General features: G+C 41.7%; 23 protein-coding genes. 16 read left to right on the top strand and 7 right to left on the bottom strand.

Annotation, left to right across the window (positions count from 1 at the left end):
* Positions 1-251 precede the first annotated feature (251 nt).
* On the bottom strand, positions 252-2,039 hold the full coding sequence (locus BCU57_RS11600) for an aminopeptidase P family protein (protein WP_102438786.1): 1,788 nt from the start codon (positions 2,037-2,039) through the stop codon (positions 252-254).
* Positions 2,040-2,291: 252 nt separating this feature from the next.
* Here BCU57_RS11600 and BCU57_RS11595 point away from each other — a divergent pair, with 252 nt between their 5' ends.
* Positions 2,292-3,506: a M24 family metallopeptidase gene (locus BCU57_RS11595; RefSeq protein ID WP_102438784.1), complete on the top strand. Its 1,215-nt coding sequence runs from the start codon at positions 2,292-2,294 to the stop codon at positions 3,504-3,506.
* Positions 3,507-3,751: 245 nt separating this feature from the next.
* Here BCU57_RS11595 and BCU57_RS11590 read toward each other — a convergent pair whose 3' ends face one another.
* The 4 genes from BCU57_RS11590 to BCU57_RS11575 form a co-directional block, all read right to left on the bottom strand.
* Positions 3,752-4,222 (bottom strand): FKBP-type peptidyl-prolyl cis-trans isomerase, encoded by a 471-nt coding sequence (locus BCU57_RS11590; protein WP_102438783.1) that lies wholly within the window; start codon positions 4,220-4,222, stop codon positions 3,752-3,754.
* A gap of 154 nt (positions 4,223-4,376) precedes the next feature.
* Positions 4,377-4,712, bottom strand: coding sequence for a DUF1294 domain-containing protein (locus tag BCU57_RS11585; protein ID WP_157936436.1), 336 nt, complete (start codon positions 4,710-4,712; stop codon positions 4,377-4,379).
* Between the two features lie 76 nt (positions 4,713-4,788).
* A complete protein-coding gene (locus tag BCU57_RS11580) occupies positions 4,789-5,988 on the bottom strand; it encodes a DUF418 domain-containing protein (RefSeq protein ID WP_241903529.1) in 1,200 nt (399 codons plus the stop codon).
* Between the two features lie 85 nt (positions 5,989-6,073).
* The gene (locus BCU57_RS11575; protein WP_102438779.1) at positions 6,074-6,550 is read right to left on the bottom strand and encodes a hotdog fold domain-containing protein; all 477 of its coding nucleotides are present in this window, start codon (positions 6,548-6,550) and stop codon (positions 6,074-6,076) included.
* Positions 6,551-6,892: 342 nt separating this feature from the next.
* Here BCU57_RS11575 and BCU57_RS11570 point away from each other — a divergent pair, with 342 nt between their 5' ends.
* The 13 genes from BCU57_RS11570 to BCU57_RS11510 all read left to right on the top strand — a co-directional run bounded on the left by BCU57_RS11570 (position 6,893) and on the right by BCU57_RS11510 (position 20,787).
* A complete protein-coding gene (locus BCU57_RS11570) occupies positions 6,893-7,813 on the top strand; it encodes a DUF368 domain-containing protein (RefSeq protein WP_102438777.1) in 921 nt (306 codons plus the stop codon).
* 265 nt (positions 7,814-8,078) lie between these two features.
* Positions 8,079-9,038: a YbgA family protein gene (locus tag BCU57_RS11565; RefSeq protein WP_241903528.1), complete on the top strand. Its 960-nt coding sequence runs from the start codon at positions 8,079-8,081 to the stop codon at positions 9,036-9,038.
* A 75-nt stretch (positions 9,039-9,113) separates the two neighbouring features.
* Positions 9,114-10,610 (top strand): cryptochrome/photolyase family protein, encoded by a 1,497-nt coding sequence (locus BCU57_RS11560; RefSeq protein WP_102438775.1) that lies wholly within the window; start codon positions 9,114-9,116, stop codon positions 10,608-10,610.
* Between the two features lie 320 nt (positions 10,611-10,930).
* Complete coding sequence (locus BCU57_RS11555) at positions 10,931-12,142, top strand: NnrS family protein (RefSeq protein ID WP_102438773.1); 1,212 nt, start codon at positions 10,931-10,933, stop codon at positions 12,140-12,142.
* A gap of 187 nt (positions 12,143-12,329) precedes the next feature.
* Complete coding sequence (locus BCU57_RS11550) at positions 12,330-13,649, top strand: ammonia-forming cytochrome c nitrite reductase subunit c552 (RefSeq protein WP_241903534.1); 1,320 nt, start codon at positions 12,330-12,332, stop codon at positions 13,647-13,649.
* A 365-nt stretch (positions 13,650-14,014) separates the two neighbouring features.
* A complete protein-coding gene (locus tag BCU57_RS11545) occupies positions 14,015-14,500 on the top strand; it encodes a nuclear transport factor 2 family protein (protein ID WP_102438769.1) in 486 nt (161 codons plus the stop codon).
* A complete protein-coding gene (locus tag BCU57_RS11540) occupies positions 14,500-15,282 on the top strand; it encodes an SDR family NAD(P)-dependent oxidoreductase (RefSeq protein WP_102438767.1) in 783 nt (260 codons plus the stop codon). The genes BCU57_RS11545 and BCU57_RS11540 overlap by 1 nt, the downstream gene beginning before the upstream one ends.
* Before the next feature lie 83 nt (positions 15,283-15,365).
* Positions 15,366-16,634, top strand: coding sequence for an NAD(P)/FAD-dependent oxidoreductase (locus tag BCU57_RS11535; protein WP_102438765.1), 1,269 nt, complete (start codon positions 15,366-15,368; stop codon positions 16,632-16,634).
* The gene (locus tag BCU57_RS11530) at positions 16,631-17,419 is read left to right on the top strand and encodes a DUF1365 domain-containing protein (protein ID WP_102438763.1); all 789 of its coding nucleotides are present in this window, start codon (positions 16,631-16,633) and stop codon (positions 17,417-17,419) included. Before BCU57_RS11535 ends, BCU57_RS11530 begins: the two co-directional genes overlap by 4 nt.
* Positions 17,420-17,609: 190 nt before the next feature.
* Complete coding sequence (locus tag BCU57_RS11525; RefSeq protein WP_102438761.1) at positions 17,610-18,887, top strand: SAM-dependent methyltransferase; 1,278 nt, start codon at positions 17,610-17,612, stop codon at positions 18,885-18,887.
* Between the two features lie 5 nt (positions 18,888-18,892).
* Positions 18,893-19,417: a DUF2878 domain-containing protein gene (locus BCU57_RS11520; protein ID WP_102438759.1), complete on the top strand. Its 525-nt coding sequence runs from the start codon at positions 18,893-18,895 to the stop codon at positions 19,415-19,417.
* A gap of 84 nt (positions 19,418-19,501) precedes the next feature.
* A complete protein-coding gene (locus tag BCU57_RS11515) occupies positions 19,502-20,194 on the top strand; it encodes a chalcone isomerase family protein (protein ID WP_102438757.1) in 693 nt (230 codons plus the stop codon).
* A 65-nt stretch (positions 20,195-20,259) separates the two neighbouring features.
* The gene (locus BCU57_RS11510) at positions 20,260-20,787 is read left to right on the top strand and encodes a DUF3833 domain-containing protein (RefSeq protein ID WP_102439149.1); all 528 of its coding nucleotides are present in this window, start codon (positions 20,260-20,262) and stop codon (positions 20,785-20,787) included.
* A 91-nt stretch (positions 20,788-20,878) separates the two neighbouring features.
* Here the strand turns inward: BCU57_RS11510 and BCU57_RS11505 are convergent, their stop codons facing one another.
* On the bottom strand, positions 20,879-21,223 hold the full coding sequence (locus BCU57_RS11505) for a DUF3634 family protein (RefSeq protein WP_102438755.1): 345 nt from the start codon (positions 21,221-21,223) through the stop codon (positions 20,879-20,881).
* Positions 21,224-21,521: 298 nt separating this feature from the next.
* On the opposite strand from BCU57_RS11505, the gene BCU57_RS11500 reads away from it, so the two are divergent.
* Together BCU57_RS11500 and BCU57_RS11495 are read left to right on the top strand one after the other, a co-directional pair.
* On the top strand, positions 21,522-22,970 hold the full coding sequence (locus tag BCU57_RS11500) for an NAD-dependent succinate-semialdehyde dehydrogenase (RefSeq protein WP_102438753.1): 1,449 nt from the start codon (positions 21,522-21,524) through the stop codon (positions 22,968-22,970).
* Between the two features lie 156 nt (positions 22,971-23,126).
* The gene (locus BCU57_RS11495; RefSeq protein WP_102438751.1) at positions 23,127-23,852 is read left to right on the top strand and encodes a DUF599 domain-containing protein; all 726 of its coding nucleotides are present in this window, start codon (positions 23,127-23,129) and stop codon (positions 23,850-23,852) included.
* A gap of 132 nt (positions 23,853-23,984) precedes the next feature.
* On the opposite strand, the gene BCU57_RS11490 is transcribed toward BCU57_RS11495, so the two are convergent.
* Entirely contained in the window at positions 23,985-24,878 is an 894-nt protein-coding gene (locus BCU57_RS11490) for a polysaccharide lyase family 7 protein (protein WP_241900957.1), read from the bottom strand.
* Positions 24,879-25,238 lie beyond the last annotated feature (360 nt).

The following is a 25,238-nucleotide window of genomic DNA, read 5'->3' as shown; positions in this document are numbered from 1 at the left end:
GTATAGTTCATCGTGCTAGTACCAAAACGACTTAGCATGTCATTTTAACATGGGTTTTAAAGTTCGCTAATGGATCAGCGGCGGCGGAGTATAACAAAGTTTTTTGATTAATTCTTAACTAAGTTTTGTGGTCAGTTTTTAGGGCATGATTATGGCGACGTTATGGCAATTAGAAACGGGCTCTGAAAACAAAAATGCCCAATTTAAATGGCTTAAAATTGGGCAAGTATGGGGATAATGACTGAGTTATATTAAAGCTCAGTCGTTACCTCAGTTAACCATGCAAGGTCATCACCTGTGAGCATAGTTGATAAGGTGGTAAACACTTTTTGATGGTAGCGATTTAACCAATCAATTTCAGCTTGAGTGAGTAAGGATTTATCAATTAAACGCTTATCAATAGGGATTAGTGTTAAGGCATCAAACTCCAGCATTTCACGCTCAGCATTAACTAGGCTTGGTGATGGGAGCACAGCCACTAGGTTTTCAATGCGAATACCAAATTCATTAGCGCGGTAATACCCCGGCTCATTGGATAACACCATACCTGGCAATAATGGCACGCCATTCACGTTTTTACCAATGCGCTGCGGGCCTTCATGAACACTTAAAAAATGTCCTACGCCATGGCCTGTGCCATGGTCATAATCAAAACCATGTTGCCACAAGTACTGACGAGCAAAGCCATCTAACTGCTGGCCTGATGTGCCTTTAGGGAATTTGGCTTGATCAAGGGCAATATGACCTTTTAATACTAAGGTGACCATTTTTTGTTGCTCAGCGCTGACGTCACCAATGGCAATAGTACGGGTGACATCTGTGGTGCCATCAAGGTATTGCGCCCCAGAATCTACCAAGTAAATGCTGTTCATGGTCATTTGACTTGGCGTGGCGTCATTATGATTGTAATGACACATAGCGGCGTTAGCACCGGTGGCTGAAATGGTATCAAAGCTTGGCTCACGATAAAGCGGGTCAATTAATCTGAATGATTCCAGTTTATCGGCAAGCTGGGCTTCATCATAAAGACGGTTGGCGGCAACTTCCATATCAAGCCAAGCAAGAAAACGGCTTACTGCTGCACCATCACGGATATGACATGCTCGCATACCACTAAGCTCGGCGGCATTCTTTTGTGCTTTTGGCAGCGCGACAGGATCTGAGCCCGCAACTAATATGGCGCCCGCTTGCTCTGCGGTTAGCTGGGTCCAAGCATTGCTGGTATTAGGGTCTGCCAGCAGTTTTACACCGTTAAGTTGCTTAAGCGCTTCAGCTAATAATGATTCATCTTTAAATTCAACGCCAGCGCCCACATGCTCAGCAAAGCCTTGGGGCAGTTTGTTGCTATCAGCAAATAAGGTCATATCACCGTTGGCATTGAGTAACGCGCAGCCTAAGGTGACGGGTAATCTTGGCACATCGTTGCCACGAATATTAAGTAACCAACAGAATGAGTCTAAAGCGGCAATTAATGCCATATCGGCGCCTTGCTTGGCAATGATGTCACCAATTTGTTGACGTTTATCAAGGCTATTACGGCCTGCGCCCTCATGGCTAAATAAGGTAATGGGCTCTGTTGGTAGCATTGGGCGTTGCAGCCAATGGATATCAATTGGGTTTTCAGCAACTGACACTAAGCTAATATCAGCTTTTGTTAATTGATGCTGTGCTTGTTGATACCAAGCTAAGGTATGTAATCGGCTATCTATGCCAACACGTTTACCTTGAGCTAACTTATCAATCAGCCATTGAATTTGCGGCGTATCCGTTAGGCTTTCATAACTAAACAACTGCGCATCAACTTGCAGTGCCACTTGCACTGTGTAACGACCGTCAACAAAAATAGCGGCCGTGTCTTTTAAAATAATAGCCATGCCCGCCGAGCCGGTAAAACCAGTAGCCCAATGCAGCCTTTCATTGCGCTCAGGGACATATTCACCGAGGTATTCATCTGCTCGGGGAATAATAAAAGCATCGAGATTTTGTTGCGACATGGTTTGGCGAATGGCGTCAAGGCGCTGAGTGATCGTATCTGGCATGGTTGCTCCATTGGAGGTGGCTGATTGATTCAGTCTTATTAAGGTAAAGCGATTATCGCAACGGCGGTTTATTTTCAAACAAAGCGCTGACGATAGTCATCATCTGCAGGGTAACCGCAGCGAGTGTAATGTTGAAATACAATTGATAATTTATATTGTATACATTTTGTGGTTGAAGTTTACACTATGCGGATTATCGGATCACTAATAGAATAAAATTTGCTTATCTAGCATTAATTATCGGAGCGTACTATGACAGTCGGAGTCGGAACCCAAACCCCACAACAAGCATTAGCGAGTTTGTCAGATATGACCCATGATGTGGCTGCTATTGGGGTAGGAGAGTTTGAACAGCGAATTAGCCAAGCACAGCAATTAATGCAGCAACAAGGCATTGAAGCCATCTACATTAATGCTGGCACTAACCTGTACTATTTTACCGGTACTCGCTGGTATGCTAGCGAGCGTATGGTTGGGGCGATTATTCCTGCCTGCGGTGAGCTTGAATATATTGCCCCTGCATTTGAGCTTGATACCTTACAAGGTTATATGGCCGTCAAGGGCAAGGTGAATACCTGGCAAGAAGATGAAAGCCCTTTTCAGTTATTTGCCGACATGCTAGCAAATAAAGGCATTAATGCTGGCAAGGTGGGCATCGATGAAGCCAGCGCTTTCTTTATTTTTGATGGTATTCGCAGCGCCAATGATCAACTCAATTATGTGAATGCCAAAAGCATCACTGCCGGTTGTAGAATGATTAAATCGCCAGCGGAGCTGGCCTTGTTGCAACGAGCTAAGGACATGACCTTAGCGGTTCATATTGCTGCCGCCAGTATCTTACGTGAAGGCATTAGCACCAAAGAAGTGGAAGATTTTATCCATCAAGCCCACATCAAGGTTGGCGCGCCAGCAGGTTCATATTTTTGCATTGTATTGTTTGGCGAAGATACCGCTTACCCCCATGGGGTTAAGTCGCCTAAAACACTGGATTTAAACGACACGGTATTGATTGATACCGGTTGTCAGCTAGGCGGCTATAACTCAGATATTACCCGCACTTATGTATTTGGTGAGCCAAGTGAGCGCCAACGTGAATTATGGAATTTAGAGCAACAAGCGCAACTGGCGGCGTTTGCTGCTGCGACTATTGGCGCAACGTGTGCAAGTGTTGATAAAGCGGCTCGAGAAGTAATCGTTAATGCAGGTTTTGGCCCAGGTTATGATGTGCCAGGTTTACCCCATCGCACCGGACACGGAATTGGCTTAGATATTCATGAATGGCCCTATTTAGTGCTAAACGATCACACCCAGCTAGCAGCAGGAATGTGCTTTAGTAACGAGCCGATGTTATGTGTACCAGGTGAGTTTGGCGTTAGACACGAAGATCATTTTTATATGACTGAATCTGGCGCTGTGTGGTTCACCCAGCCGGCTAAATCAATTGATGATCCATTTGGGCTAAGCTAGATATCGACATCACTATTTAGTGAGTTGCGATAAACAATATAGATGAACCAATAAAAAATCCCTTGTAGCTTGGCTATAAGGGATTTTTATTTTCTGGCGCTTAAACCTTAAACCTTAAACCTTAAACCTTAAACCTTAAACCTTAAACCTAGAGGCTAAAACTTAGTTGTCTAAACTTAGCCGTCTAAACTTAGCCACTTAAATTGTGATCTTTAGTCAGAGTAGATTTTTAGCTGATTTCATTCTTAGTTTATTGCTAATAGCTCAACTTCAAAAATGAGTACTGAACCGCCTTGGATTTTACCTGCCGAGCGATTGCCATAAGCTAAGCTGCTAGGAACAAAAAAGCGGAACTTATCGCCCACTGACATTAATTGCACCCCTTCAGTCCAGCCAGGAATAACCCGATTTAGTGGGAAGTCGATACTTTCACCACGTTCAACCGAACTATCAAATACCGTACCGTCGATAAGTGTGCCGTGATAATGAACTGTCACTGTGTCAGTCGCTTTTGGATGCTCAGTTGCTTCACCTTTGTGCATTACTTCATATTGAAGCCCTGACAAGGTGGTAACGACATCTGGATTTTTTTCATTTTCTAATAAGAAAGCATTGCCTTTAATGATGTTCTCTTTCGAGGCTTTTTCATTGCTTGATTGAGTGTAAAAGTAAAAGATGATCCCTGCGATCACGCAAACGGCTAAAATGATTTTCATAATATATTCTTATGGTTGCTAGCAATAGATGAATGGTACTCACACAAGCGCAGCAGGTAAAGTGCAGCTAGGTATTTTTACGGCTAAATCATGTTTTTAACAGCTACAGGTTAGTTGGCTGTTTACAAACATACGATATAAGCTTGCAGCGCTGTTAAAACCCTTGATATTGCAGGTAGGCTAATCCTGAAAAAGCCAAAATGTTAACCAATATGCTACAGAGGTAAATCCACTTAAAAGGTGTTTTTTGGGTTTTGTGCCTAAATGTTTGTTGAGCCAAAAGCCCTGCTGGCCAGCCACCGAGTAAGGCAAAGAGGTGTAAAGTGCGCTCTTGTGTTCGCCATGTTTGATTTGCAGCAGCGCGTTTATCAAGCCATGTAATCAAAAAGCTCAACAGGTTTGTAGCGGCAACATAAATCGCCAAAAATGGCCAAATGCTATAACTAAAGAGTGCCATCAAGCATAAGCTGATTAGTGCAAATATTTTCATCAGTGTCATGAATCCTTTTATTCCAAAGTATCAACTTTCATTTTAAATATCAGCTTAACAGCTAGTTTTTACCCAGTCAGTTTTTTGAAACCAGCTTACGCCAAAGTGACTCTAACGGGCCTTGGTTCAAGTAGCGCAAATAAAGCGGGGCTAACAGTAATTGCAAGCCACTTAAGCCAAGTGCAATTAAGATATAGTCAACTCTATCAAGGCTGGCGTTAAGCTCAGGCATAAGATATCTAAATAGGCTGACACCTATGATGGACTGTAAGATATAGCAACTGAAAGCCAATTTTCCCACTGCTTGAAAAGGCGCGAGCACTTGAGCTGAATTTTGACAAACTTTTACTATGAGGTGTAAGTAAATCAATGTCATAGGAATCGCGCTTAGCATCATCACTATTGCTGAAAATTCAACTAAAATAGCGCTTGAACTGAAGCTTAACAGGCTATCTAGGCTTGATAATATGATTGTTGCCATAGCGCATTTTATTAAGGTTGTCCGCTCTAATCCATGTTCAAATGCCCCTTGTTGATAAAGTGCCATTCCCCACATCATTAGCCCCCCTAAAAACCACATTAAGGTTAACGGTATAATCAGTAACATGTAACCGACTTGGTTAAGTTGTAATAACACTATGTCACTATAATTTGCAGACCATGCTTGCAGCTGCTGAAGGTGGAATTCAGAGCCGCGATAATAATACTCTGGCTCTACTGACAAGCTCAGCAAGGCCATAACGAGCAGCGAGCCAACAATAAATTGATTAGCCCGTTTTTTTAACTGGGTGATATCGCCGTTGAGGTAATTCAGGGCTAAAAATGCACTAAAGGCATAACTGAGTAATATATCGCCGCCCCAAATAAAAATGCCATGGAGTAAACCAAATACTGCAAGCCATATTATGCGCCGTTTTAATAATGGGTAGGCCACTAAACTAGCCGCCTCGTAGCGCTTATATTGAATATATAATCCAGCGCCAAATAGGATAGATAGCAGCGAAATAAAGCGCCCTTCAAGGAAGAAATTACTAAAGACTTCTAAAATGATGTCTGATTGAATTTGAGGGTAATGCTGCGCATAGCCATAAAAGCTATTGTTCATAAAAAAAATGTTCATGAACAAAATACCAATAATGGCGATGCCTCTGAGGGCATCCATATTGGCATTGCGATTACCGTGACTTTCATTAATGGTTAATGACGCTGGTGGTGGCTGTTGAAGTGTATCTGAGGTTAATGCATTAGGGCGATTAATATGAGTTGAAGGATCCATTTCGAGTTCATATCTTTGTTGATTAATTATTGTAATAAAAGACTAACAGCCTGCGGTTAAAATTGATACAGACTGTTAGCTGAGACTACTTAGCGGGTTTTTCTGAAATCCATAATTTGATGCTGCCACGAACAACCACTTTGCCTTCAGTATCATAGGCATTAACCGGTACTAACATATCGCCCACTTGCCATTGCTCTGGGGTGACTTCGGCAACACATAAAATATCTGTGCCTGCTTTGGCGCTGTAATCAACCGACATGCCTTTTGGGATCCAGCGTAAATGCTTTGGAATAGACGCTTCTGCCATCACGCCCATGGCCATCTCTAAACCATTACAAATAGCAATAACGTGCACGGTTTTTATGTGGTTGTGTACCGCGCGACGTTTTTTAACTAAAACAGCACAGTGGTTCACTCTTAATGCGGTCACGAGAGGGCGCACGGTAGCAAAGTAGGGCGCTGTTCTTGATACCATCATTGAGAATATTTTATTACCGAAAGGGTATTTAGTGACTTTGTGATACAAGGCTAATACGTGATTGGGTTTATCGTGACTCATAGCAGTCCTTTAATGATTCTAAACGTAGGATTAATGTTGTTTTCAGCCATCTGGTTTTATTTTTATCTGGTCAGATGAGTTTTTGGGGGTTGAGTTTAACATCCTTGTAACGGCTTGCACATAAGCGAATGATATTGATAAAAGATATATTCCTTCACTGAGCTTAGTGCAGGTATAATTTGTTTTATATTGTCTTACTGCTAACCAAGTCACATGACTTTCAGTTTATAAACGTCCAACATAAGATGTTTATCGGCTGGCTTTAAGATAAGGTTTTATCAGGTATTTAAGCTTGTATTTCTCACCTCTAAGGTGTGTTCATTTTATTAATAAGGATTGGTTTTGCATCATTTATTAAATTACTTCAAAGGCATGGCGATGGGCGCAGCCGATGTTGTACCTGGCGTTTCTGGCGGCACAATTGCTTTTATTACGGGCATTTTAGACCCGTTATTAGATGCGATTCGTAAAATTAATCCTTCACTTTTTGGCATTATTAAGCAGCAAGGTTTTAAAGCGGCTTTCATGCACATTAATGGCCCTTTTTTGGTTTGTGTGTTTGGCGGGATCCTAACCAGTATCTTCACGCTGGCAAAACTCATTTCTTGGTTGTTAACTAATCATCCTATACCGGTATGGTCGTTCTTTTTCGGGCTGATTTTATTTTCTGTTGTTCATATGCTTAAGCAAGTGAAAGGGATTAACTTGCTCCAAGTGGCATTATTTATCTTAGGTGTCGCCTTTGCTTGGGCTATCACGATACTTAACCCCATCGAGCTTGAAGTGAGTTATTTTACCTTCTTTATATCTGGCTGCATTGCCATTTGCGCGATGATTTTACCAGGTATTTCAGGTAGTTTTATTCTGTTGCTATTAGGTATGTATCCAGCCGTATTAGCTGCAGCCAAAGGCTTTGATATTTTAATGCTGGCTTGTTTTGCCTGTGGTTGTGTTGTGGGCTTACTGAGCTTTAGTCATGTGCTTTCAGCCATGCTACGTAAGTTTCATGATCAAACACTGATGTTTTTAACTGGGTTAATGTTAGGCACCTTAGGTAAAATCTGGCCATGGAAAGAAGTCCTCACCTGGCGTGAAAATTCCAGTGGTGAGCTGGTGGCACTCACAGAGCAAAACTTATCACCAATGCAGTTTGAGCAAATAACTGGTGAGCCATCTCAATTAACCGCTGCGATTATTTGTCTAATTGTTGGTATCAGCTTAGTTTGGGGCTTAGAGAAGTTTGGGCAAAAACACTCGGCTTAAAGCGAGGCGCATTAACTCAAGCGAAAAACATTTTTAGAAGGGCTATGCAGATATTGCGTAGCCCTTTTTTTTATGGGGTGGGACAATACTTCTATGTTTACCTTAGCATTGTTAACCTTAGTCAGAACTTCTTGAAAATTAACTGCAAAAGAGTGATTGCTTAAATTGAGTTCAGGACTAATATCAATAAAAAAAGATGATCTATTTAATGATAGTAATCGTAAATATTTCTACGCCATAAGTAGTCGCCACAAGGAGTTGTATAGTGAATACAGAAATCTTTAACTCAGAGAAAATCCAAATAGGTATTAGTAGTTGCTTGTTAGGGCAAAAAGTAAGATTTGATGGCGGCCATAAAAATTCTAATTATTGTAATAAAGATTTGGCGCCATTTTTCGATTACATCAGTGTGTGCCCTGAAATGGCCATAGGTATGGGCGCGCCACGCAAAAGTATTCGCCAAGAACTTGATGGCGATAAAATATTCGTTAAAAGTGCTGATGGCAGTATCGATGTTACCGAAAAACTCGCTGAATTTAGTCAAAGGCGCGTTAATGAACTGAACTTCATTGGCGGCTATATTCTTTGTGCTAAATCGCCAACCTGCGGTATGGAGCGGGTGATTGAATACAAGTATGGCACCAACAACGGCACCAAAACTGGTGTGGGTGTGTTTGCTAAAAAATTAATGGACACCTATCCGCATTTGCCAGTGGAAGAGGAAGGTCGTTTACATGACCCTCTGATAAAAGAGAACTTTATTACCCGAGTTTACGCTTATCACGAATGGCACACGCTTCAAGCGCAAGGGTGGACTAAAAACAAACTACAACAATTTCATGCTCGTTATAAGTATCTGCTTATGGCTCATAGCCCACAGTGGTATCGTGATTTAGGGCCAATATTGGCGCAGATTGATGACATTGAAGCTACTGCTCAAAGTTACTTTGAAGGCTTTATGACCGCCTTAAAAATTAAAGCGACCCGAAAAAACCATACTAGTACCTTGCAGCACATTCAGGGCTATTTCAAAAAGCATCTGTCTAAAGATCAAAAAGAAGAGCTTACCGAGTCGATAATGAAATACCGTGAAGGGCTATTACCATTATTGGTACCAATAACCTTAATTAACCATTATTTACGCGAACACCCAACCCCTTATATTGAAGGGCAGGTGTATTTAAATCCGCATCCAGAAGAACTCAGGTTACGCTACGCTTACTAAGTTGTAATAAACGTGGTCGTATTAACCCTGCGGTTGGCGTAAACCAGATAAGACTTTAGCTAAGAGGTTGTATTAATGAATAGCTTAATTTGGTTTAGGCAAGACTTGCGTCTTGCTGATAACCATAGTGTTGTTGAAGCTTTTGAGCTGGCTCGTCAAACAAATGGTCAAGTTAAAGCGATTTTTATTGCCAGTACTGAGCAGTGGAAAAGTCATGATGTCGCGCCGATTCAAGTGGATTTTATTGAGCGCCATGTCAACCTTTTAGCCCAAAGTCTAGCTGCATTAGGGGTTGAGTTGGAGGTGATAACCTTACCTTGGTTCGACGATGTTATGGACTGGATGCCGCAATACCTAATCGATAATCAAATAGATCAGGTATTTGCCACCCAGGAACCCGAGTTTAATGAACGTAAACGCGATCAACAGCTTATTGATATTGGTGTACCTATCCAGTTTATCGCTCAAGATTGCATTGTTGCTGCAGGGGAGGTCACTAATCTTGCAGGCAAGATGTACAAGGTGTTTACCCCTTTTTCTAAAACCTGGCGTGAGATAGTGTCATCTAGGCGAATTGCCCCTGTGGCAGTGCCAGCGGCTATGGGGCCTGCGCTTAAGGCTCCAAAGACAATTGCATTTGATTACCCCAAAGTCTCTAGTCAGCATTGGCTTGCAGGCGAGGCTGCCGCTAAAGGCATTTTAGACCGTTTCTGCGCTAATAATTTACAGGATTATTTAGCAGAAAGAGACTTTCCTGCCTTAGACAGTACCAGCCGTTTATCGCCTTATTTAGCCATCGGGGTGATTAGTGCTAACCAATGTCTCGCCTCAGTATTGAACCGTTTTCCAGATGCATTAGTGGATGATACTAGTCCTGCTAAAACCTGGGTGAATGAGTTGGCTTGGCGTGAGTTTTATCGGCACCTGTTAGTGGCATTTCCTGATTTGTCTAAAGGCAAAAACTTTAATGAAAATGGCAGCAAAGTAAATTGGCGTAATCATCCCCAAGAGTTCAAAGCTTGGTGTGACGGCGTAACCGGCTTTCCCATTGTTGATGCCGCAATGAGGCAGTTAAATCAAACCGGTTGGATGCATAATCGTTTGCGCATGGTGGTGGCGAGCTTTTTAACTAAGCATTTGTTGGTGGATTGGCGTAGGGGCGAGCGCTATTTTCGACAGCACCTTATCGATGGTGACTTGGCTGCCAACAATGGCGGTTGGCAATGGTCTGCTGGTACGGGCTGTGACGCCCAGCCTTATTTTCGGGTTTTTAATCCGATGAATCAAAGTAGTAAATTTGACCCCGATGCCAGTTTTATCAAGCATTATATTCCAGAGTTGGCCTCGGTGAGTTTAAAGCAAATTCATCAGCCTATATTCAGTGGTGATACTTTGAGTTGTGATGGTATAAACAGCAATGAAATAAGTGAGCAAGATATCAATGCTAACGGCGAGTTATTTGCTTTTGAACGTGAGTTTTCGTCTGCTAAATTGCACTACCCCAGTCCGATAGTTGAACATGCCATGGCGAGAAAGCGTGCCATTGAAGTCCTAAGCGCGCTAAAGCGCTAGGGCTTTCTGGCCTTTTATGAGCAGTATATTTTAATCATATCTCCATTCTTATTTAGTCCTTGCTTCCCCTTTGTTTGCCGATTAAAGCTGGCGAAACGAGTGAGTTAACTTAACCATCTCCCCAATAGTCATTGCTAATGCAGTGACTTGGTTTTGAGCTTATTTGCTCCAAGCACGCTATGATTGTTTGCCTGAGTTCACAGTTTCAATTAGGTTTGTAACAGAATGGCTAATCGCTATTGCTGCTTGGCTCAGAACAGCATAATATAATATGTATATAAAATGCATGTTATGTGTTCACCAAAAAAGGCTTGATTACTATGCTCAATATTGACGACCCAGCAGAAACGGAAAAAACCGCTGCTATTTGGCGTTTAGCTTTTAGGCCTTTTTTCTTGGGTGGCGCAGTGATTGCCATGCTGTATATTCCATTATGGTTAATGGGCTGGTTTACCCCGCAATATAGTCTGTTTAATAGTAACTTTTGGGCGAACGTATTACCTTTATGGTGGCACCCCCATGAAATGTTATTTGGTTTTATTTTAGCTATTGTCTGTGGTTTTTTACTCACGGCAGTGCAAACTTGGACCAATCAACCTAGCCTTAAAGGCATCCCTCTGGCGATTACTTTTATCAGTTGGCTAATAGCTCGATTATTGTTGTTATTGCCGATGGATATTCCACTGCTGTTACCGGCATTTTTTGATAGCGTGTTTTTAGGGATTGCAGCGTTCACCATGTGGCGTTGTGTTTATCGAGTGAGGCAATGGCAAAACATTGGTTTTTCAATCATGTTAACTGTTGCGCTTATAGTTAATCTTGTGAGTTATTACGCATTAAACGAACGCAATTTTATTTTAGCTAATCAAATTTGGCAGGGAATGATATTTTGGCTGGCGCTACTGATTACCATAGTTGGTGGACGGGTTATTCCGTTTTTTACCGCCATGCGTTTAAAGGTCACCAAAGCTCAGCCAATTAACATGCTGGAAAAGAGCTTATTAGTAATAATGGTACTTTTGGTGGTTCAAGCTATATTTAAGTTACTGCCTGTAGCTGTTGAGCAAGTGTTGTTATTGCTAGCAGGTACGCTGCATTTAGTTCGATTTAGCCGTTGGTTACCCCACAAAACCCTGTCTGAGCCGATGTTGTGGTCATTACATGTGTCTTATTTGTCACTGCCACTATCGCTACTGGGGTTAGGTTGGTTTATCAATGATGACTATGCTTATCGAAGCATGTTGCACTTATTTGCTGTGGGTTGTGTCGCATCTCTATGTTTAGCCATGATTTCAAGAGTGTCACTGGGCCACACCAGTAGAAATATTTATCAAGGGCCTAGCATGGTATTGGCGTTTGCCTGTTTACCCATAGCTGCAATATTTCGTGCCATTATGCCTTTGCTTTTACCCGCTCAAACCCAGATGTGGTTGTGGTTAGCTGGTGGTTTTTGGTTTATGGCATTTGGGTTATTTGTGCTGCATTACAGCCCAATACTTACTCGACCTCGTATTGATGGCAGGCCTGGCTAAGCTGGGTCAGCTAAAAGTGAAGTCACCGTTTTAAGCAATTTAAGTCGTTAAAACTATAGAATTTATACTAGTCAGTTATGTCAATTTGCAATATTAAGGAAGCATAGTGAACAAACGTTTATCCCTAGTTGCCCGAGATTTAGTCGTTAAATCAAAGGCAGTAAAAGCAGTATCGGTATTATTAAGCCTGAGTTTTTTTGGCGGCGCAGTTGCGTCTGAAACCAAGGATATTTTTGAAACTAAATTTCCTGAACATTATGAGTCATGGGCGGCAACTGAAGAGCAGTCTGAACGTGAAGATATGTTAGCCCAGTATCCAGCTAACATCATCTTATGGGCTGGTTCATCATTTGCCAAAGAATATCACAGCCCAAGGGGGCATCAATTTGCTGTTGCGGATGTGACGCAAACATTACGTACTGGTGTGCCACCAAAAGAAGGCGAGAAAGGCACCTCTGCCAGTTGTTGGACTTGTAAAACCCCTGATGCACCAAGACTAATTAATGAGTTAGGCTTTGAAGGTTATTCAGCAAAAAACTTTACCGATTTAGGTACTGAAATTAACAGCGTGGTTTATTGTAGTGATTGCCATGAAAACGGTTCTGAAAAATTAGCCCTACCAAGGCCTCATGCTCAGAATGCGATGAATAAAGTGGGTCTGCCATTTGCGGAACAATCAGTTTCTATGCAGGGTGCACAAGTTTGTGGCCAGTGCCACGTGACTTATTATTTCCAGCCTGAAAAAAGTAACGTAGTAAACATGCCTTGGATCTTCGGTAGTACAGCTGATGATATTGAGAAGTACTATGATACCCGCCGTTTTTTCGAGTGGATTCACCCTATTTCTAAAACGCCAATACTCAAAGCGCGTCATCCAGAATTTGAGCATTGGAGCCGAAGTAAGCATGCTGAACATAACGTAACCTGTATTACTTGTCATATGCCTGCGGAAGAAAATGAACAAGGTGAGACATTTACCAGCCATAAGGTTGATAAAGCATTACCGTATTTTGATCAAACCTGTAAAGGCTGTCATCAAAGTAAAGATGACATCACCGCAAAGCTTAACAGTGATAAGCAAGAAATTGATGCCATGGCGCGTAAGGTTGAGGGCTTATTAGTTAAAGCTCATTACGAAGCTAAAGCGGCTTGGGATGCTGGTGCAAATTGGCATCAAATGAATGAAGGCATCATGGGGATTCGTCACGGACAGTGGCGCTGGGATTTTGCCATGGCTTCACATGGTTTATATGCCCATAACCCAGATGAAGGTCGTGAGTTATTAACTAAAGCTATTGAGCAAGCAACCGCTGCGCGTGAGTCTATTGCGGGAGTCCTTAGATTGCTTAAGGTTACCGAGGTGCAATACCCTGACATTAGCAGTAAAGAATCTGCTCATGCTGCGGTTGGAATTGATGAAGTTAAGTTAAGCGAAGAGAAGCAAAAATTCATCAAAGAAGAAGTTGAGAAAAACTGGGACCCAATTGCTGCAAGAGGTTACCAGTGAGCTAAATTTATTAGCTTAAAATAGCGATAGAGACTGATATCGCCAAAGCTGATTATTGTGTTTATTAAAGGCGCTTAGTGAAAACTAAGCGCCTTTTTTATTGTGATCTGCAGCGACTATCGTTGCGTATTAATCATTAACAATCCGATTAAGTAGCATTATTTACTTATTGAAAATCAATGATTATTTAAGTTATTTATCGGTTAAACATAGGACAAAACGTGCAACTAAGCTTACTATTAATCTTGCAGTCGCAATATGACAGCTCGATTCGATTACCAAAGTTTGCAAGGTTTAGCTAAGCGCCACCTAGATTGCTATTAGTTAATCAGCTAATCGTTATTTGAGGTGGTAAAGGAGACATAATGCCAAGTACTGCCAATACCGTAAGTCATTTAACTGAGCCAGCCAGCAATAATGATCTTGCTAGACCACAAATAATTGATGACTTTATCGGCATGTACCAGCTGCTTAATAAAGACAGCTTACACTTGCTTAATCAGGTGTATAGCGATGAGATTATCTTTCAAGATCCATTACACAAAGTTGAAGGTATTGAAAACCTTAGCCTGTACTTTGCTAACCTATATGCCAACGTTGACCATATTGAATTTGATATTAAAGAGGTGAGCTGTAGCCATCAGCAGGCCGCCGTTTTCTGGGCAATGCACTATCGTCACTCTAAATTAAACAACGGCCAACTCATCACTGTTGAAGGAATGAGCCAGCTTAAATTTAGCGATAAAATTACAGCCCATCGCGATTATTTTGATCTTGGCAGTATGCTGTATGAACAACTCCCGTTAGTAGGTCGGTTGATTAATTTCATCAAAAACAAGGCGTCAGCATAATGGAACAAGCTAACTCTCATCAGGGAAACCTTCATCAATCAGTAGCAAGACCTGCAGTGTTAATCACCGGGGCCAGTTCTGGTATCGGTTTAGCACTAGCGATGCTTTATGTTGAAAAAGGCTACATGGTATTTGCTTGTGGCCGTAATGAGCAGCGTTTAAATGCCATAAGTGGCGTTGTGCCGCTTGCTTTTGATATTAACGTTAAAGAGCAAATTCAAACCGCAGCGCAAACATTATCAGATAAATTAGCCGCATCTAACGCGAAATTACAGCTGGTTATTCTTAATGCGGGTAGTTGTGAATACATTGAAAATCCGCTGCGTTTTGATGGCGCTTTATTTGAGCGAGTGATTCAAACTAATGTCATCTCGATGGGTTATTGTTTAGAGCATTTTTTACCGCTAGTGGCCATTAACGGCAGAGTGGCATTAATGAGCTCAAGTGCGACATACCTGCCTTTCCCAAAAGCGGAAGCTTATGGCGCCTCAAAAGCGGCGGTAAATTACCTCGCTAGCAGTCTTCGCCTTGATTTAAAAGCATTTGGTATTGGAGTCAGTGTTATTTGCCCAGGCTTTGTTAAAACGCCTTTGACCGATAAAAATGACTTTGCTATGCCCATGCAAATTACTGCTGAAAAAGCGGCAATAACAATATTTACAGAATTAAAAAAAGCTAAGGATGAAATTCATTTTCCGAAGCGATTTACCTTATTGCTTAAGGGCTTATCATGTTTACCATCGGCACTGATTAATAAAATTTTAGCGCCGAAAATAAGTTAAGCCTGCTTGAAAAATTAACAATAATTGAAATGCCATTAACTGTAGTCATAGCAAAAATAATAATAATGAGTTGAAGGAATAATATGAAAAAAATAGCAATTGTGGGTTCGGGTATATCAGGGCTGACCTGTGGGCATTTGCTCAGTGAACTTCATCAAGTTAGCGTATTTGAAGCTAATGATTATATAGGCGGCCATACCGCGACCATTGATGTTGAAGTAGGCGGTAAGCCCTATGCTATCGACAGTGGCTTTATTGTCTTTAATGACCGCACTTACCCACGTTTTCAAAAGCTAATGGCAAAAATGAACATTGAATCATTACCCACTGAGATGAGCTTTAGTGTGCGTAATGTGCAAACCGGATTAGAATACAATGGCCATACCTTGTGGAGCATGTTTGCCCAAAGACGTAACTTGTTAAAACCAGATTTCTATAAGTTTTTAGCCGAGATAGTGCGTTTTAATAATCAATGCAAGGCTATCTTTGAAGCGGAAAACTACCCGAGTGACAGTTTAGGGCAGTTTTTAGATGCTGAAGGTTTCTCTGACTTTTTTAGCGAGCATTACATCTTGCCAATGGGCGCGGCCATTTGGTCTGCCAGTATCAATGATATGCGCAAATTCTCATTGCGATTTTTTATTCAATTTTTCCATAACCATGGCTTACTTAATATTAGTGACCGCCCACAATGGTACGTATTAAAAGGTGGCTCTCGCAGTTATATTCCTGCGCTTATTGCTCCTTTCAAACAGCGATTGTTTTTAAACTCTGCAGTGACCTCCATTGAACGCAGCGACGATGGGGTTAACTTACGTATTAATGATGGCGAAGTTCAACGCTTTGATGAAGTCATTCTAGCTTGCCATAGCGACCAAGCGTTGGCGATGCTTACCGATGCAACTGAGGATGAAAAACAAGTACTTGGGGCGATGGCATATCAAAATAATGAAGTAGTTTTGCATACAGATACTAATCTACTGCCAAAACGCAAAGCGGCATGGGCCAGTTGGAATTACCGCCTAGAAGGCAAGGATGCAGCTGAAATTGCTGACAGACCTGCCAGCGTGACTTATAACATGAACATTTTGCAGCGCTTACCCAAAGATGCGCCGACGTTTTGTGTGACTTTAAATCAAACAGATTTAATTGATGAGTCTAAAATTCTCAGAAAATTCAATTATGCCCATCCAGTGTTTAATGAGTCGAGTATGAAAGCCCAAGGCGAACGTAAACGTATTTGCGGCGTTAACCATACTCATTTTGCTGGCGCCTATTGGTATAACGGTTTTCATGAAGATGGTGTCCACAGTGCACTTGATGTGTGCAATGATTTTGGCATTAGCCTATGAGTGAATTCACCAGTGGAATATACAGTGGCGATATTATTCACCGGCGCTTTACGCCGAAGCTGCACAGCTTCAGTTATCAGATTGCCTTACTGGCAATAGACTTAGATGAAGTCGCGCAGCTATCTAAGGTTAGCCGTTTATTTAGCGCAGTTGAGCGCTCAGTACTACGATTTAATCCTGATGATTATTTAAATGCCCTTGAAAGCCAGTTTAATTGCTCCCCTGTTGATGCAGCATTGATAGATAAAATGAGCCCGCCGCAAGCGCTGAAACAGCGGGTGTTATGGACGATAGCAAAGCTTGGGGCTCAGACGCAGTGTGACAGAGTCATGTTTGCTGGCCAAGTGAGGCATTTTGGTTTTTATTTTAGCCCGGTTAACTTCTATTTTTGCTATCAAGGTGACGAAGCGGTTTATATGCTGGCGGAGGTAAGTAATACGCCATGGGATCAGCGCCATTGTTACTTAGTCAATCTCACTAAAACCACCACCACAGATAAAGTGTTTCATGTTTCGCCATTTATGGATCTTGAGATGCATTATTTTTGGAAGGTCATCGCGCCAAGCAAGCGCTTAAATGTGACCATACAAAACAGGGATGATGCCGACAATAAGCTGTTCGATGCCAGTTTGTTGCTCAATAAAAAGGATTTTACCGCCAAAAATATTCGCAGTATGTTGCTCAGTTTTCCGCTAATGACATTGAAAATTATGTTTGGAATTTATTGGCAAGCGCTGAAGTTATTTATTAAACGGATCCCTTTTATCTCTCATCCACAAACTTAAATTAAACCAAATCATGAAATGATGCGTATTGGTTTAGTAATGTTCAACTCATAACAAATAATTTTTGCCTAGCGAGAGTTTTAGTGTATTGAAATCTAACCTGTTGTTTATGAGTAAAAATAAAATTTACAGCTAAAATACTAATAGCGCACAAAAAATAGCATATAAAAAGTAGTCAGCGGAGAGAGTTATGGAAAATGCGGCAACCAACACCAGCTTAGTGCAAGAGACTATTTCTGACAGCTTTGCGAAGAAGATTTTGCTTAAGGCATTAGCCCACTTGTCAGATGGCCATCTTACCATTGTTAGTTCTGATAACTCTGCAATTGGCAGCTCAGAGCAAAGCTTAAGCTTTGGTAATGTCGATTCTGACTTGCATGCCACTATGCAGGTGTCTCACCCCAGTTTTTACAAGCAGATCATTTGGGGTGGTTCAATTGGCGCTGGCGAAGCCTACATTCAAGGTCATTGGTCGAGCCCTGATTTAACTAAAGTGGTGCAGCTTTTTGCCCGAAACCTCTCATTACTGGATAAAATTGAGCGTTACTTTTCATGGTTTAGTGTTGGTATTAATCGTATCGGTCATTTGTTTAACCGCAATTCATCAACGGGTTCAAAGCGCAATATTCTGGCGCATTATGATTTAGGCAACCCGATGTATGAGCAGTTTCTAGATAAAGAAATGCTCTATTCAAGCGCGCTATACCCGCACCACGATGCCAGTTTAGAACAAGCCCAGCAGCATAAGCTGCAAACCATTTGTGAGCGTCTTGATTTACAAGCGGGGCAAACCGTTCTTGAGGTCGGTACTGGTTGGGGGGCGTTGGCGATATATGCGGCCAAGCACTTTGATGTCACCGTGACCACGACAACTATCTCTGATGCCCAATATGATTACGCACTAGAGCGGGTAGAGCAAGAAGGCTTAACTGACAAAATAACTTTGTTAAAAGACGATTACCGTATTTTGACCGGTGAGTATGACCGCGTGGTGTCCATTGAAATGATTGAAGCGGTAGGTCATGAATATTTACCGGGCTTCTTTAAGAAGTTAGAAAGTTTACTTAAGCCAAATGGGCGCATGTTAATTCAAGCCATTACCATAGCTGATCAGCGTTATGACAGCTACCGCAAAAGTGTCGACTTTATTCAGCGCTATATTTTCCCTGGTGGTTGTTTACCGTCTATCAGTGAAATGAATAAGCATATAGCCAATAAAACCGACATGGTGGTGTGGTCCATCAATGATATGGGTAAAGATTATGCTCAAACCTTAAACCATTGGCATGAAAAATTTGATAAAGCCCAAGACCGAATCAAAGAGATGGGCTATGGCGAAGACTTTATCAGAATGTGGAAGTTTTACCTGAGTTATTGTGAAGGTGGATTTTTAGAAAGAACTACCAGCACAGTTCATTTAGTGGCAGTAAGGCCGCAATATCGTACTGCATTAGCCAGTGGCGCATAACGTATATGCTCTGGGTTAATCATAATATCATCATCAATGTTATTGCCTTTCAGATTATCTGGTGGGCAGGGGTATTAGCTGGCAATCAGCTGCTATATATCCCAGGATTATTGTTGATTTGGCACTTTATCGTCAGCCGTCAACGGGTTTTAGATATCAAAGTGATGCTCAGTTGCACCATTATCGGGGTACTAGTTGACTTAACGCTTACCTTAACGGGGCTTTTTGATTTTACGGTTGTGCCTATATGGTTATTACTGCTGTGGTGTTATTTTGCGATTTCACTTAATTACAGTTTAAGCATTTTTAGCGGCTTACCCATTATTGTTCAAGTGTTAGTTGGTGGCGTATTTGGTAGTTTAAGTTACCTTGCTGGAGCCAACTTTGGCGCGGTCAATTTCCCTCACGGCGATTTGTTTACCACTGCAATTCTAGCCATTATTTGGGCCTTGTTGATGCCGTTATTTTTTCACATTGCCAAGTTCATTCGCCACAAACACGAAGTGAAACAAATTGCCCAGCTTATTTAATTAACCCAGCTTTGTGTACCTAACGGCGGTGCAATTATCAGGCTGTGGTTGGCTGATTATATTGGCTCAATAGAGGAACTCAATATGATGAATAGTTATTCTCGGATAGGCTCGTTAGCAGTTCCTAATGCGCTTGGTGTAAATACACGTGCAATTTTTCACTTAGTTGTTTTGAGCTTAGTTAGGTTTTTTTTTAGTGCCTGTATCTTAGCTGTTATGAGTACAAACGTATTGGCTAACGCACAAGAGTTAAATACTGAGCCAACTCCCGCAGCAGAACTAATTTCATCAGTGCAATCTTCGTCAGTGCCAACGACACCAGCTTCGACAGCATTAGCCACGACAGATTTTAAACTGGTAGGCCAAGCCGATCTGGATTTATTGTGGTTTTCGGTTTACAGCGCCAAGCTAATGTCAGTAGATGGTGAATACAAAAATCAGCAATATCCACTGAAACTTGAAATCCAATACCATAGAGATATTGATGCAGAAGATTTAATTGAAGCTACCGTAGAGCAGTGGCAGCACATTGGTATCGAGCAAAGTCGCATCCCTCAACTGCAGGCTCATCTAGAAGGTATATGGCCTGATGTTAAGCAAGGTGACACTCTAAGCTTTATGATGCACGAGCAAAATAAAGGCCAGTTTTTTTATAACGAACAGCCTTTGGCGATGATCTTAGAACCGGGGTTTGCAGACGCATTTCTTGGCATTTGGTTATCAGAAAACACCAGCAGGCCTAAATTACGTCAGCAGTTAATTGGAGTTAAGAAATGATTAAAGCAAGTTTAGCGTTAACGGCATTAAACAGTACGTGGCGACAGTTGCAATGCGCTTACGCTATGGCTAAGAAGTCATCTTTGCTGGTCATTTCGTTAGTGTTATTGACAGCGTGTTCATCAGCATCTATTGAAGATTATGATAAAACCACTCCGGAACTTAATTTACGTAGCTTTTTTGACGGCAAGTTAACTGCGGCGGGTATCGTACAAGACTTCTCTGGCACAGTGACCCGAAAATTTACCGTCACTATGGAAGCCAGTTGGCAAGGTAATAAAGGGGTTATTAACGAGTGGTTTATTTATGATGATGGCGAAAAGCAAACCCGAATTTGGCATATAACCGATTTAGGTAATGGCCAATATGAAGGTACGGCGAATGATATTTTAGGCACTGCGACCGGTGAGGCCAGAGGCAGTGCGCTGCGCTGGGCTTATGACATGATTTTAGAGGTTGATGACTCAGAATATGAGGTGCATTTTGATGACTGGATGTTTTTAGTGGATGAAAGCACCATTATAAACAAAAGCGATATCATCAAATTTGGGGTTACGGTTGCTCAGGTTACGTTAGTCATCAGCAAAGAGTAACTCAAATATCAATGGCTGAAGGCAGATTGAAGGCATTACAGTAGCGGTCAACTAATACAACTTATATTGACCGCTAAAGCCTCTGGCTTCCTTAACCCTTTAGCTTTGAATTGTCCTGTTGCTTCTTATCATAATACTCAAATGGAAAAACGTTTCTGATCCGTTGGGTGATTTTGTCACCGACATTGGCAGAGACATGTAATCTTACCCCGTTCAGTTTTTCAGCTCTGACAGTACAAGTGAGCTTTTCGTGTTTGGCTATATTTTTACATTCCCGCAGAAATGCTTCAGGGATTTTCCCCGAGTGCTTATCGAGTTTGCCGTTTTTAAAATGCATTTCAAAGACTTTCAATCCTCTGCTGCCTGAAAAAATGAGCTTGTAAGCGATAACCAGAAATAACAGCACAAATAATATTTTAAATAGTGTATCTACCATAACAATATCCTTGTATTTACAGCCTGAGTGCCTTGAATATTAATTGAAATGACTCAGTAGGTTAAATCAAAATTTTCAATGTCTTACTGATTAAAATACTCTGCTAGTTGAGGAATGCAATTATTTTTAACGCTTTGTAATCTAGCTCACATTTACAGGGCATTTAAGCGGCGATTATAAAGGGCGAAATGGGGGCACAGCTTGGTTGTCAGCCAGTTGCTAAATCGTTAGCTCGTTAACCTTCGCAAACTTAGCTAAGATAGTAGTGTCTGCTATTTTGCTGCTAAAGGATACGATTGTGCATTTACAAGACCCCAGTTTGTTACGTCATCAATGTTATATCAATGGGCAATGGCGTGATGCCATATCGACTCATTGCGACACGATTATTAATCCTGCCACCAATAAAGAGCTAGGTACAGTGCCAAGAATGGGCCAGACTGAAACCCAGCAAGCCATTGAAAGCGCCAATAGTGCCTTAGCAGCATGGCAAGCACTCACAGCTAAACAGCGCCAAATAATATTAATGACTTGGTTTGAGCTGATATTAGCCCATAGCGATGATTTAGCGCTGATTATGACCTTAGAGCAAGGTAAGCCATTAGCCGAAGCCAAAGCTGAAGTCGCTTATGCCGCCTCCTTTGTGCAATGGTTCGCTGAAGAGGCCAAACGGGTTTATGGTGAGACCATTCCAGCCCATCAAACTGATAAACGTATTATGGTGATTAAGCAGGCCGTAGGCGTTACCGCTGCTATTACGCCGTGGAATTTCCCGCTTGCGATGATAACCCGTAAAGCTGCACCTGCATTAGCAGCGGGTTGCACTATGGTGCTTAAACCTGCGCCGCAAACCCCCTTTAGCGCCTTAGCCTTAGCTGAGCTTGCAAGTCGAGCCGGTGTTCCTGCTGGGGTATTTAACGTGATCAGCGGCGATGCCATCGCCATCGGTGCAGAGCTTTGTGCTAACCCCATAGTGAGAAAGTTGTCCTTTACTGGCTCAACCGCTGTAGGCGTAAAGCTGATGCAGCAATGCGCGCCAAGTATTAAAAAGCTATCCCTTGAGCTTGGTGGTAATGCGCCGTTTATTGTCTTTGATGATGCTGATATTGACGCGGCAGTTGAAGGGGCTATTCAAGCCAAATATCGTAATGCCGGACAAACCTGTGTTTGCGCTAATCGTATCTATGTTCAAAAAGGCTTATATCAGCAATTTGTGGCAAAGTTTACCCAAGCAGCAGCGCAGCTCAAAGTGGGTAACGGCTTAGATGATGGCGTCACTATTGGACCACTAATAAACCAAGCCGCAGTAGCAAAGGTGCAAGCTCATATTGATGATGCGCTACAACAAGGCGGTCAAATTGTATTGGGTGGTAAGGGCGATGCTTTAGGCGCTAACTTTTTTAAGCCGACAGTATTGGTTAATCTAAAGCAGTCGATGAAAGTGGCCAAAGAAGAAACCTTTGGGCCGTTAGCGGCGATTTTTGAATTTGATTCAGTTGAACAAGTGATCAAACAAGCCAACGATACCGAGTTTGGTTTAGCGGCTTACTTTTACGCCAAAGATATCTCTACCGTATATCAAGTATCAGAAGCCCTTGAGTACGGTATGGTCGGGGTTAATACCGGGTTAATTTCGAATGAAGTCGCCCCCTTTGGCGGAGTGAAGTCTTCAGGGCTTGGCCGCGAAGGCTCCCATCATGGTATCGATGAGTATCTTGAAATGAAATATATTTGCTTAGCGGTTTAAAGGCTGCCTTGGTCGTAAATATACGCTTCAATCAAGCTGATAACTGCCTAGCTGATATTAAACTTGATTATTTAGCGGTTAATAACATGAAGGCTATTTAAGGCAAGAGTAATGTGTTGCATAATTAACCATTAATTCCATAATAGCTTGAGTCTTATGCTTTTCTCTTTTATCGATTTTATCGCTTTAGCGTGTTTCTTCTCATGCTGGGTGGGTTACACTTTTTTTGCCCGTAAAAAGGCCAAAACAACGAACTGTATCGCCCGCTGTTTGCATCAGCATCGTATCTATTGGATGGCCGAAGTGATGACCAAGGAGATCCGTGTGGGTGAGGCAGCATTGTTGGCAAACTTAGAACGTAATATCGCTTTTTTTGCCTCAACCACCTTACTGGTGTTGGCGGGTGTATTGACCTTATTTGCTCAAGTTGAGCGCCTTGAAGAAGTGATCAGCTCTATTCCCTTTGCCGCTGAACCTAATCATGCCTTAGTGCAGGTGAAGTTGGCTATGCTGGCAAGTATTTTTGTATTAGCCTTTTTTCAATTTACTTGGTCAATGCGTCAATATGGCTTTTTAAATGTGATGATTGGCGCAGCGCCCATTGATCGCACACGAAGCAATAAAAACTTGGCAAAGTATTCGCGCCAAATGGCCACGGTGGGCGATCAGGCCGCTCACTCTTACAATTATGGCTTACGAAGTTATTACTTTTCCATGGCAGCGCTTTGTTGGTTTTGGAACCCCATCTTACTGATAATAGCCAGCTTGCTGGTGGTTTATATTCTCTATCATCGAGAGTTTAACTCTCGGGCTGTTAAAGCCATTACTGCGGCGCAAAATTATTTGGAAATCGCTCAACAGGAACGTGAAAGTAAGAACTAAGTACCTGTTTAAGGGCCGTTAGAGCTATTTCAATGGCAAGGTAAGATGGAAAAACCAATGTAATCCGTGTGTTTATAAGAACGGTTTACATTGGTTTGTAATGCGGTGTATTACTCAGCAATTAAAGAGAGCTTATTGCGCTTGTTTTGTGTCTATGGCGTATTCTAAATTGTAGAAATGAGCTTCGCTTTTACCGTTTTCGAACTGGTTATAAACCCCAGCTTTGAAGTAGCTTAGCATGTCTTTCCAGTAGCTAATGTCATGCTTCACTTTAGTGACACCATCAACTTTAATGACCAGCTTTTGATCGCCAACAATGATGTCAAAATGCGTTGGCACATCAGGGGTAAACTTCCCTAAATTCATTCTCACATACGAATTTTTACAAACAGGCGTATCGCGGTTTCCACTGTCTTTACCACAATTCACATTGTTATTTTTGATGATAGCCCAGTAATGATCTTTTATGCCTTTTCGGTCGGCTTCGTAAACGACACGCAGTAATGGGTGAGGGATATAACCCACACCATGCTTGCCATCGTCAAAAGTACCTTTGTTGTGTACCTGTAAGAAGGTCATCGCATCATTTTTCGAAGGGCTGTTTTCTACGGCTTCTCGTGGATTGATAGGCATTAAATCAGCAGATAGACGATAAAAAGTTTGGCTTTCATCAGATTTGAAGTTTTCTAAGACGCGTAGTTCGTTACGTAACTTATAACCTTCCATATTCATGACCAGGGCTTCAGAGCCTTTATCTACATAAAAGTGCTCATTAACGATACCGCTAAAATTGCTGTCTTGAGCTAATTCATATTTACTGCCGGGTTTTGCGTTTGGTGTTGATATTTGCAGTTTTGAGGCACTTAATATTGATGAAAATTTTGCATAATCAGCAGGCGCTACTTGCTCACCTGTTGCTGGTTTCATCTCGATATTTGAAGGTGTTGGCGTTTCGGAGCTTGATGCACAACCACCCAGTAAACTACTAACAATAAGCGCTAAGGGTAACAGTTTTATTTTTTTCATTTTTATTCCTTTTAACGAAAACCTTGAGCCAAAATGTCATGGCAAACAGCGATGTAACAGTAGTAGGTTTAATTTAATATAATAATACAAATAAACTGTGTTTTAGATCAATTTTTTGTGAAGTTATCATTTGGGGTATGTGTTTTTGTTAAATTTCAGTAAGGCAGCCAAATATAAAAACGCTTTTAGTGTTATTTGCAATCAATGGAATGTTAGTTTGATGTCTTTAGGCTAGCAGTGGAATTAAAGTCATGATAAAGCTGCTAGAACTATTTAGTAACTTACATCATTTGTGAGTTTTCAGCCGCTATCTACGTGGAATGATGATGTTGATATTTGTTGGTATTTCGCTAAAGTTAA

It is taken from the genome of Shewanella sp. 10N.286.48.B5, from assembly GCF_002874355.2.
Lineage (GTDB): Bacteria > Pseudomonadota > Gammaproteobacteria > Enterobacterales > Shewanellaceae > Shewanella.
Note: the sequence above shows the minus strand (reverse complement) of the source record. Positions and strands in the feature narration are given on the sequence as shown.

What these genes read in the sequence shown, in the direction of transcription:
- BCU57_RS11575 (WP_102438779.1), bottom strand. Translation starts at nt 6,550, where the DNA reads ATGAGTCACGATAAACCCAATCACGTATTAGCCTTGTATCACAAAGTC.
- BCU57_RS11580 (WP_241903529.1), bottom strand. Translation starts at nt 5,988, where the DNA reads ATGGATCCTTCAACTCATATTAATCGCCCTAATGCATTAACCTCAGAT.
- BCU57_RS11560 (WP_102438775.1), top strand. Translation starts at nt 9,114, where the DNA reads ATGAATAGCTTAATTTGGTTTAGGCAAGACTTGCGTCTTGCTGATAAC.
- BCU57_RS11590 (WP_102438783.1), bottom strand. Translation starts at nt 4,222, where the DNA reads ATGAAAATCATTTTAGCCGTTTGCGTGATCGCAGGGATCATCTTTTAC.
- BCU57_RS11495 (WP_102438751.1), top strand. Translation starts at nt 23,127, where the DNA reads ATGCTTTTCTCTTTTATCGATTTTATCGCTTTAGCGTGTTTCTTCTCA.
- BCU57_RS11555 (WP_102438773.1), top strand. Translation starts at nt 10,931, where the DNA reads ATGCTCAATATTGACGACCCAGCAGAAACGGAAAAAACCGCTGCTATT.
- BCU57_RS11535 (WP_102438765.1), top strand. Translation starts at nt 15,366, where the DNA reads ATGAAAAAAATAGCAATTGTGGGTTCGGGTATATCAGGGCTGACCTGT.
- BCU57_RS11600 (WP_102438786.1), bottom strand. Translation starts at nt 2,039, where the DNA reads ATGCCAGATACGATCACTCAGCGCCTTGACGCCATTCGCCAAACCATG.
- BCU57_RS11595 (WP_102438784.1), top strand. Translation starts at nt 2,292, where the DNA reads ATGACAGTCGGAGTCGGAACCCAAACCCCACAACAAGCATTAGCGAGT.
- BCU57_RS11505 (WP_102438755.1), bottom strand. Translation starts at nt 21,223, where the DNA reads ATGGTAGATACACTATTTAAAATATTATTTGTGCTGTTATTTCTGGTT.
- BCU57_RS11525 (WP_102438761.1), top strand. Translation starts at nt 17,610, where the DNA reads ATGGAAAATGCGGCAACCAACACCAGCTTAGTGCAAGAGACTATTTCT.
- BCU57_RS11545 (WP_102438769.1), top strand. Translation starts at nt 14,015, where the DNA reads ATGCCAAGTACTGCCAATACCGTAAGTCATTTAACTGAGCCAGCCAGC.
- BCU57_RS11510 (WP_102439149.1), top strand. Translation starts at nt 20,260, where the DNA reads ATGGCTAAGAAGTCATCTTTGCTGGTCATTTCGTTAGTGTTATTGACA.
- BCU57_RS11520 (WP_102438759.1), top strand. Translation starts at nt 18,893, where the DNA reads ATGCTCTGGGTTAATCATAATATCATCATCAATGTTATTGCCTTTCAG.
- BCU57_RS11585 (WP_157936436.1), bottom strand. Translation starts at nt 4,712, where the DNA reads ATGAAAATATTTGCACTAATCAGCTTATGCTTGATGGCACTCTTTAGT.
- BCU57_RS11540 (WP_102438767.1), top strand. Translation starts at nt 14,500, where the DNA reads ATGGAACAAGCTAACTCTCATCAGGGAAACCTTCATCAATCAGTAGCA.
- BCU57_RS11530 (WP_102438763.1), top strand. Translation starts at nt 16,631, where the DNA reads ATGAGTGAATTCACCAGTGGAATATACAGTGGCGATATTATTCACCGG.
- BCU57_RS11490 (WP_241900957.1), bottom strand. Translation starts at nt 24,878, where the DNA reads ATGAAAAAAATAAAACTGTTACCCTTAGCGCTTATTGTTAGTAGTTTA.
- BCU57_RS11515 (WP_102438757.1), top strand. Translation starts at nt 19,502, where the DNA reads ATGATGAATAGTTATTCTCGGATAGGCTCGTTAGCAGTTCCTAATGCG.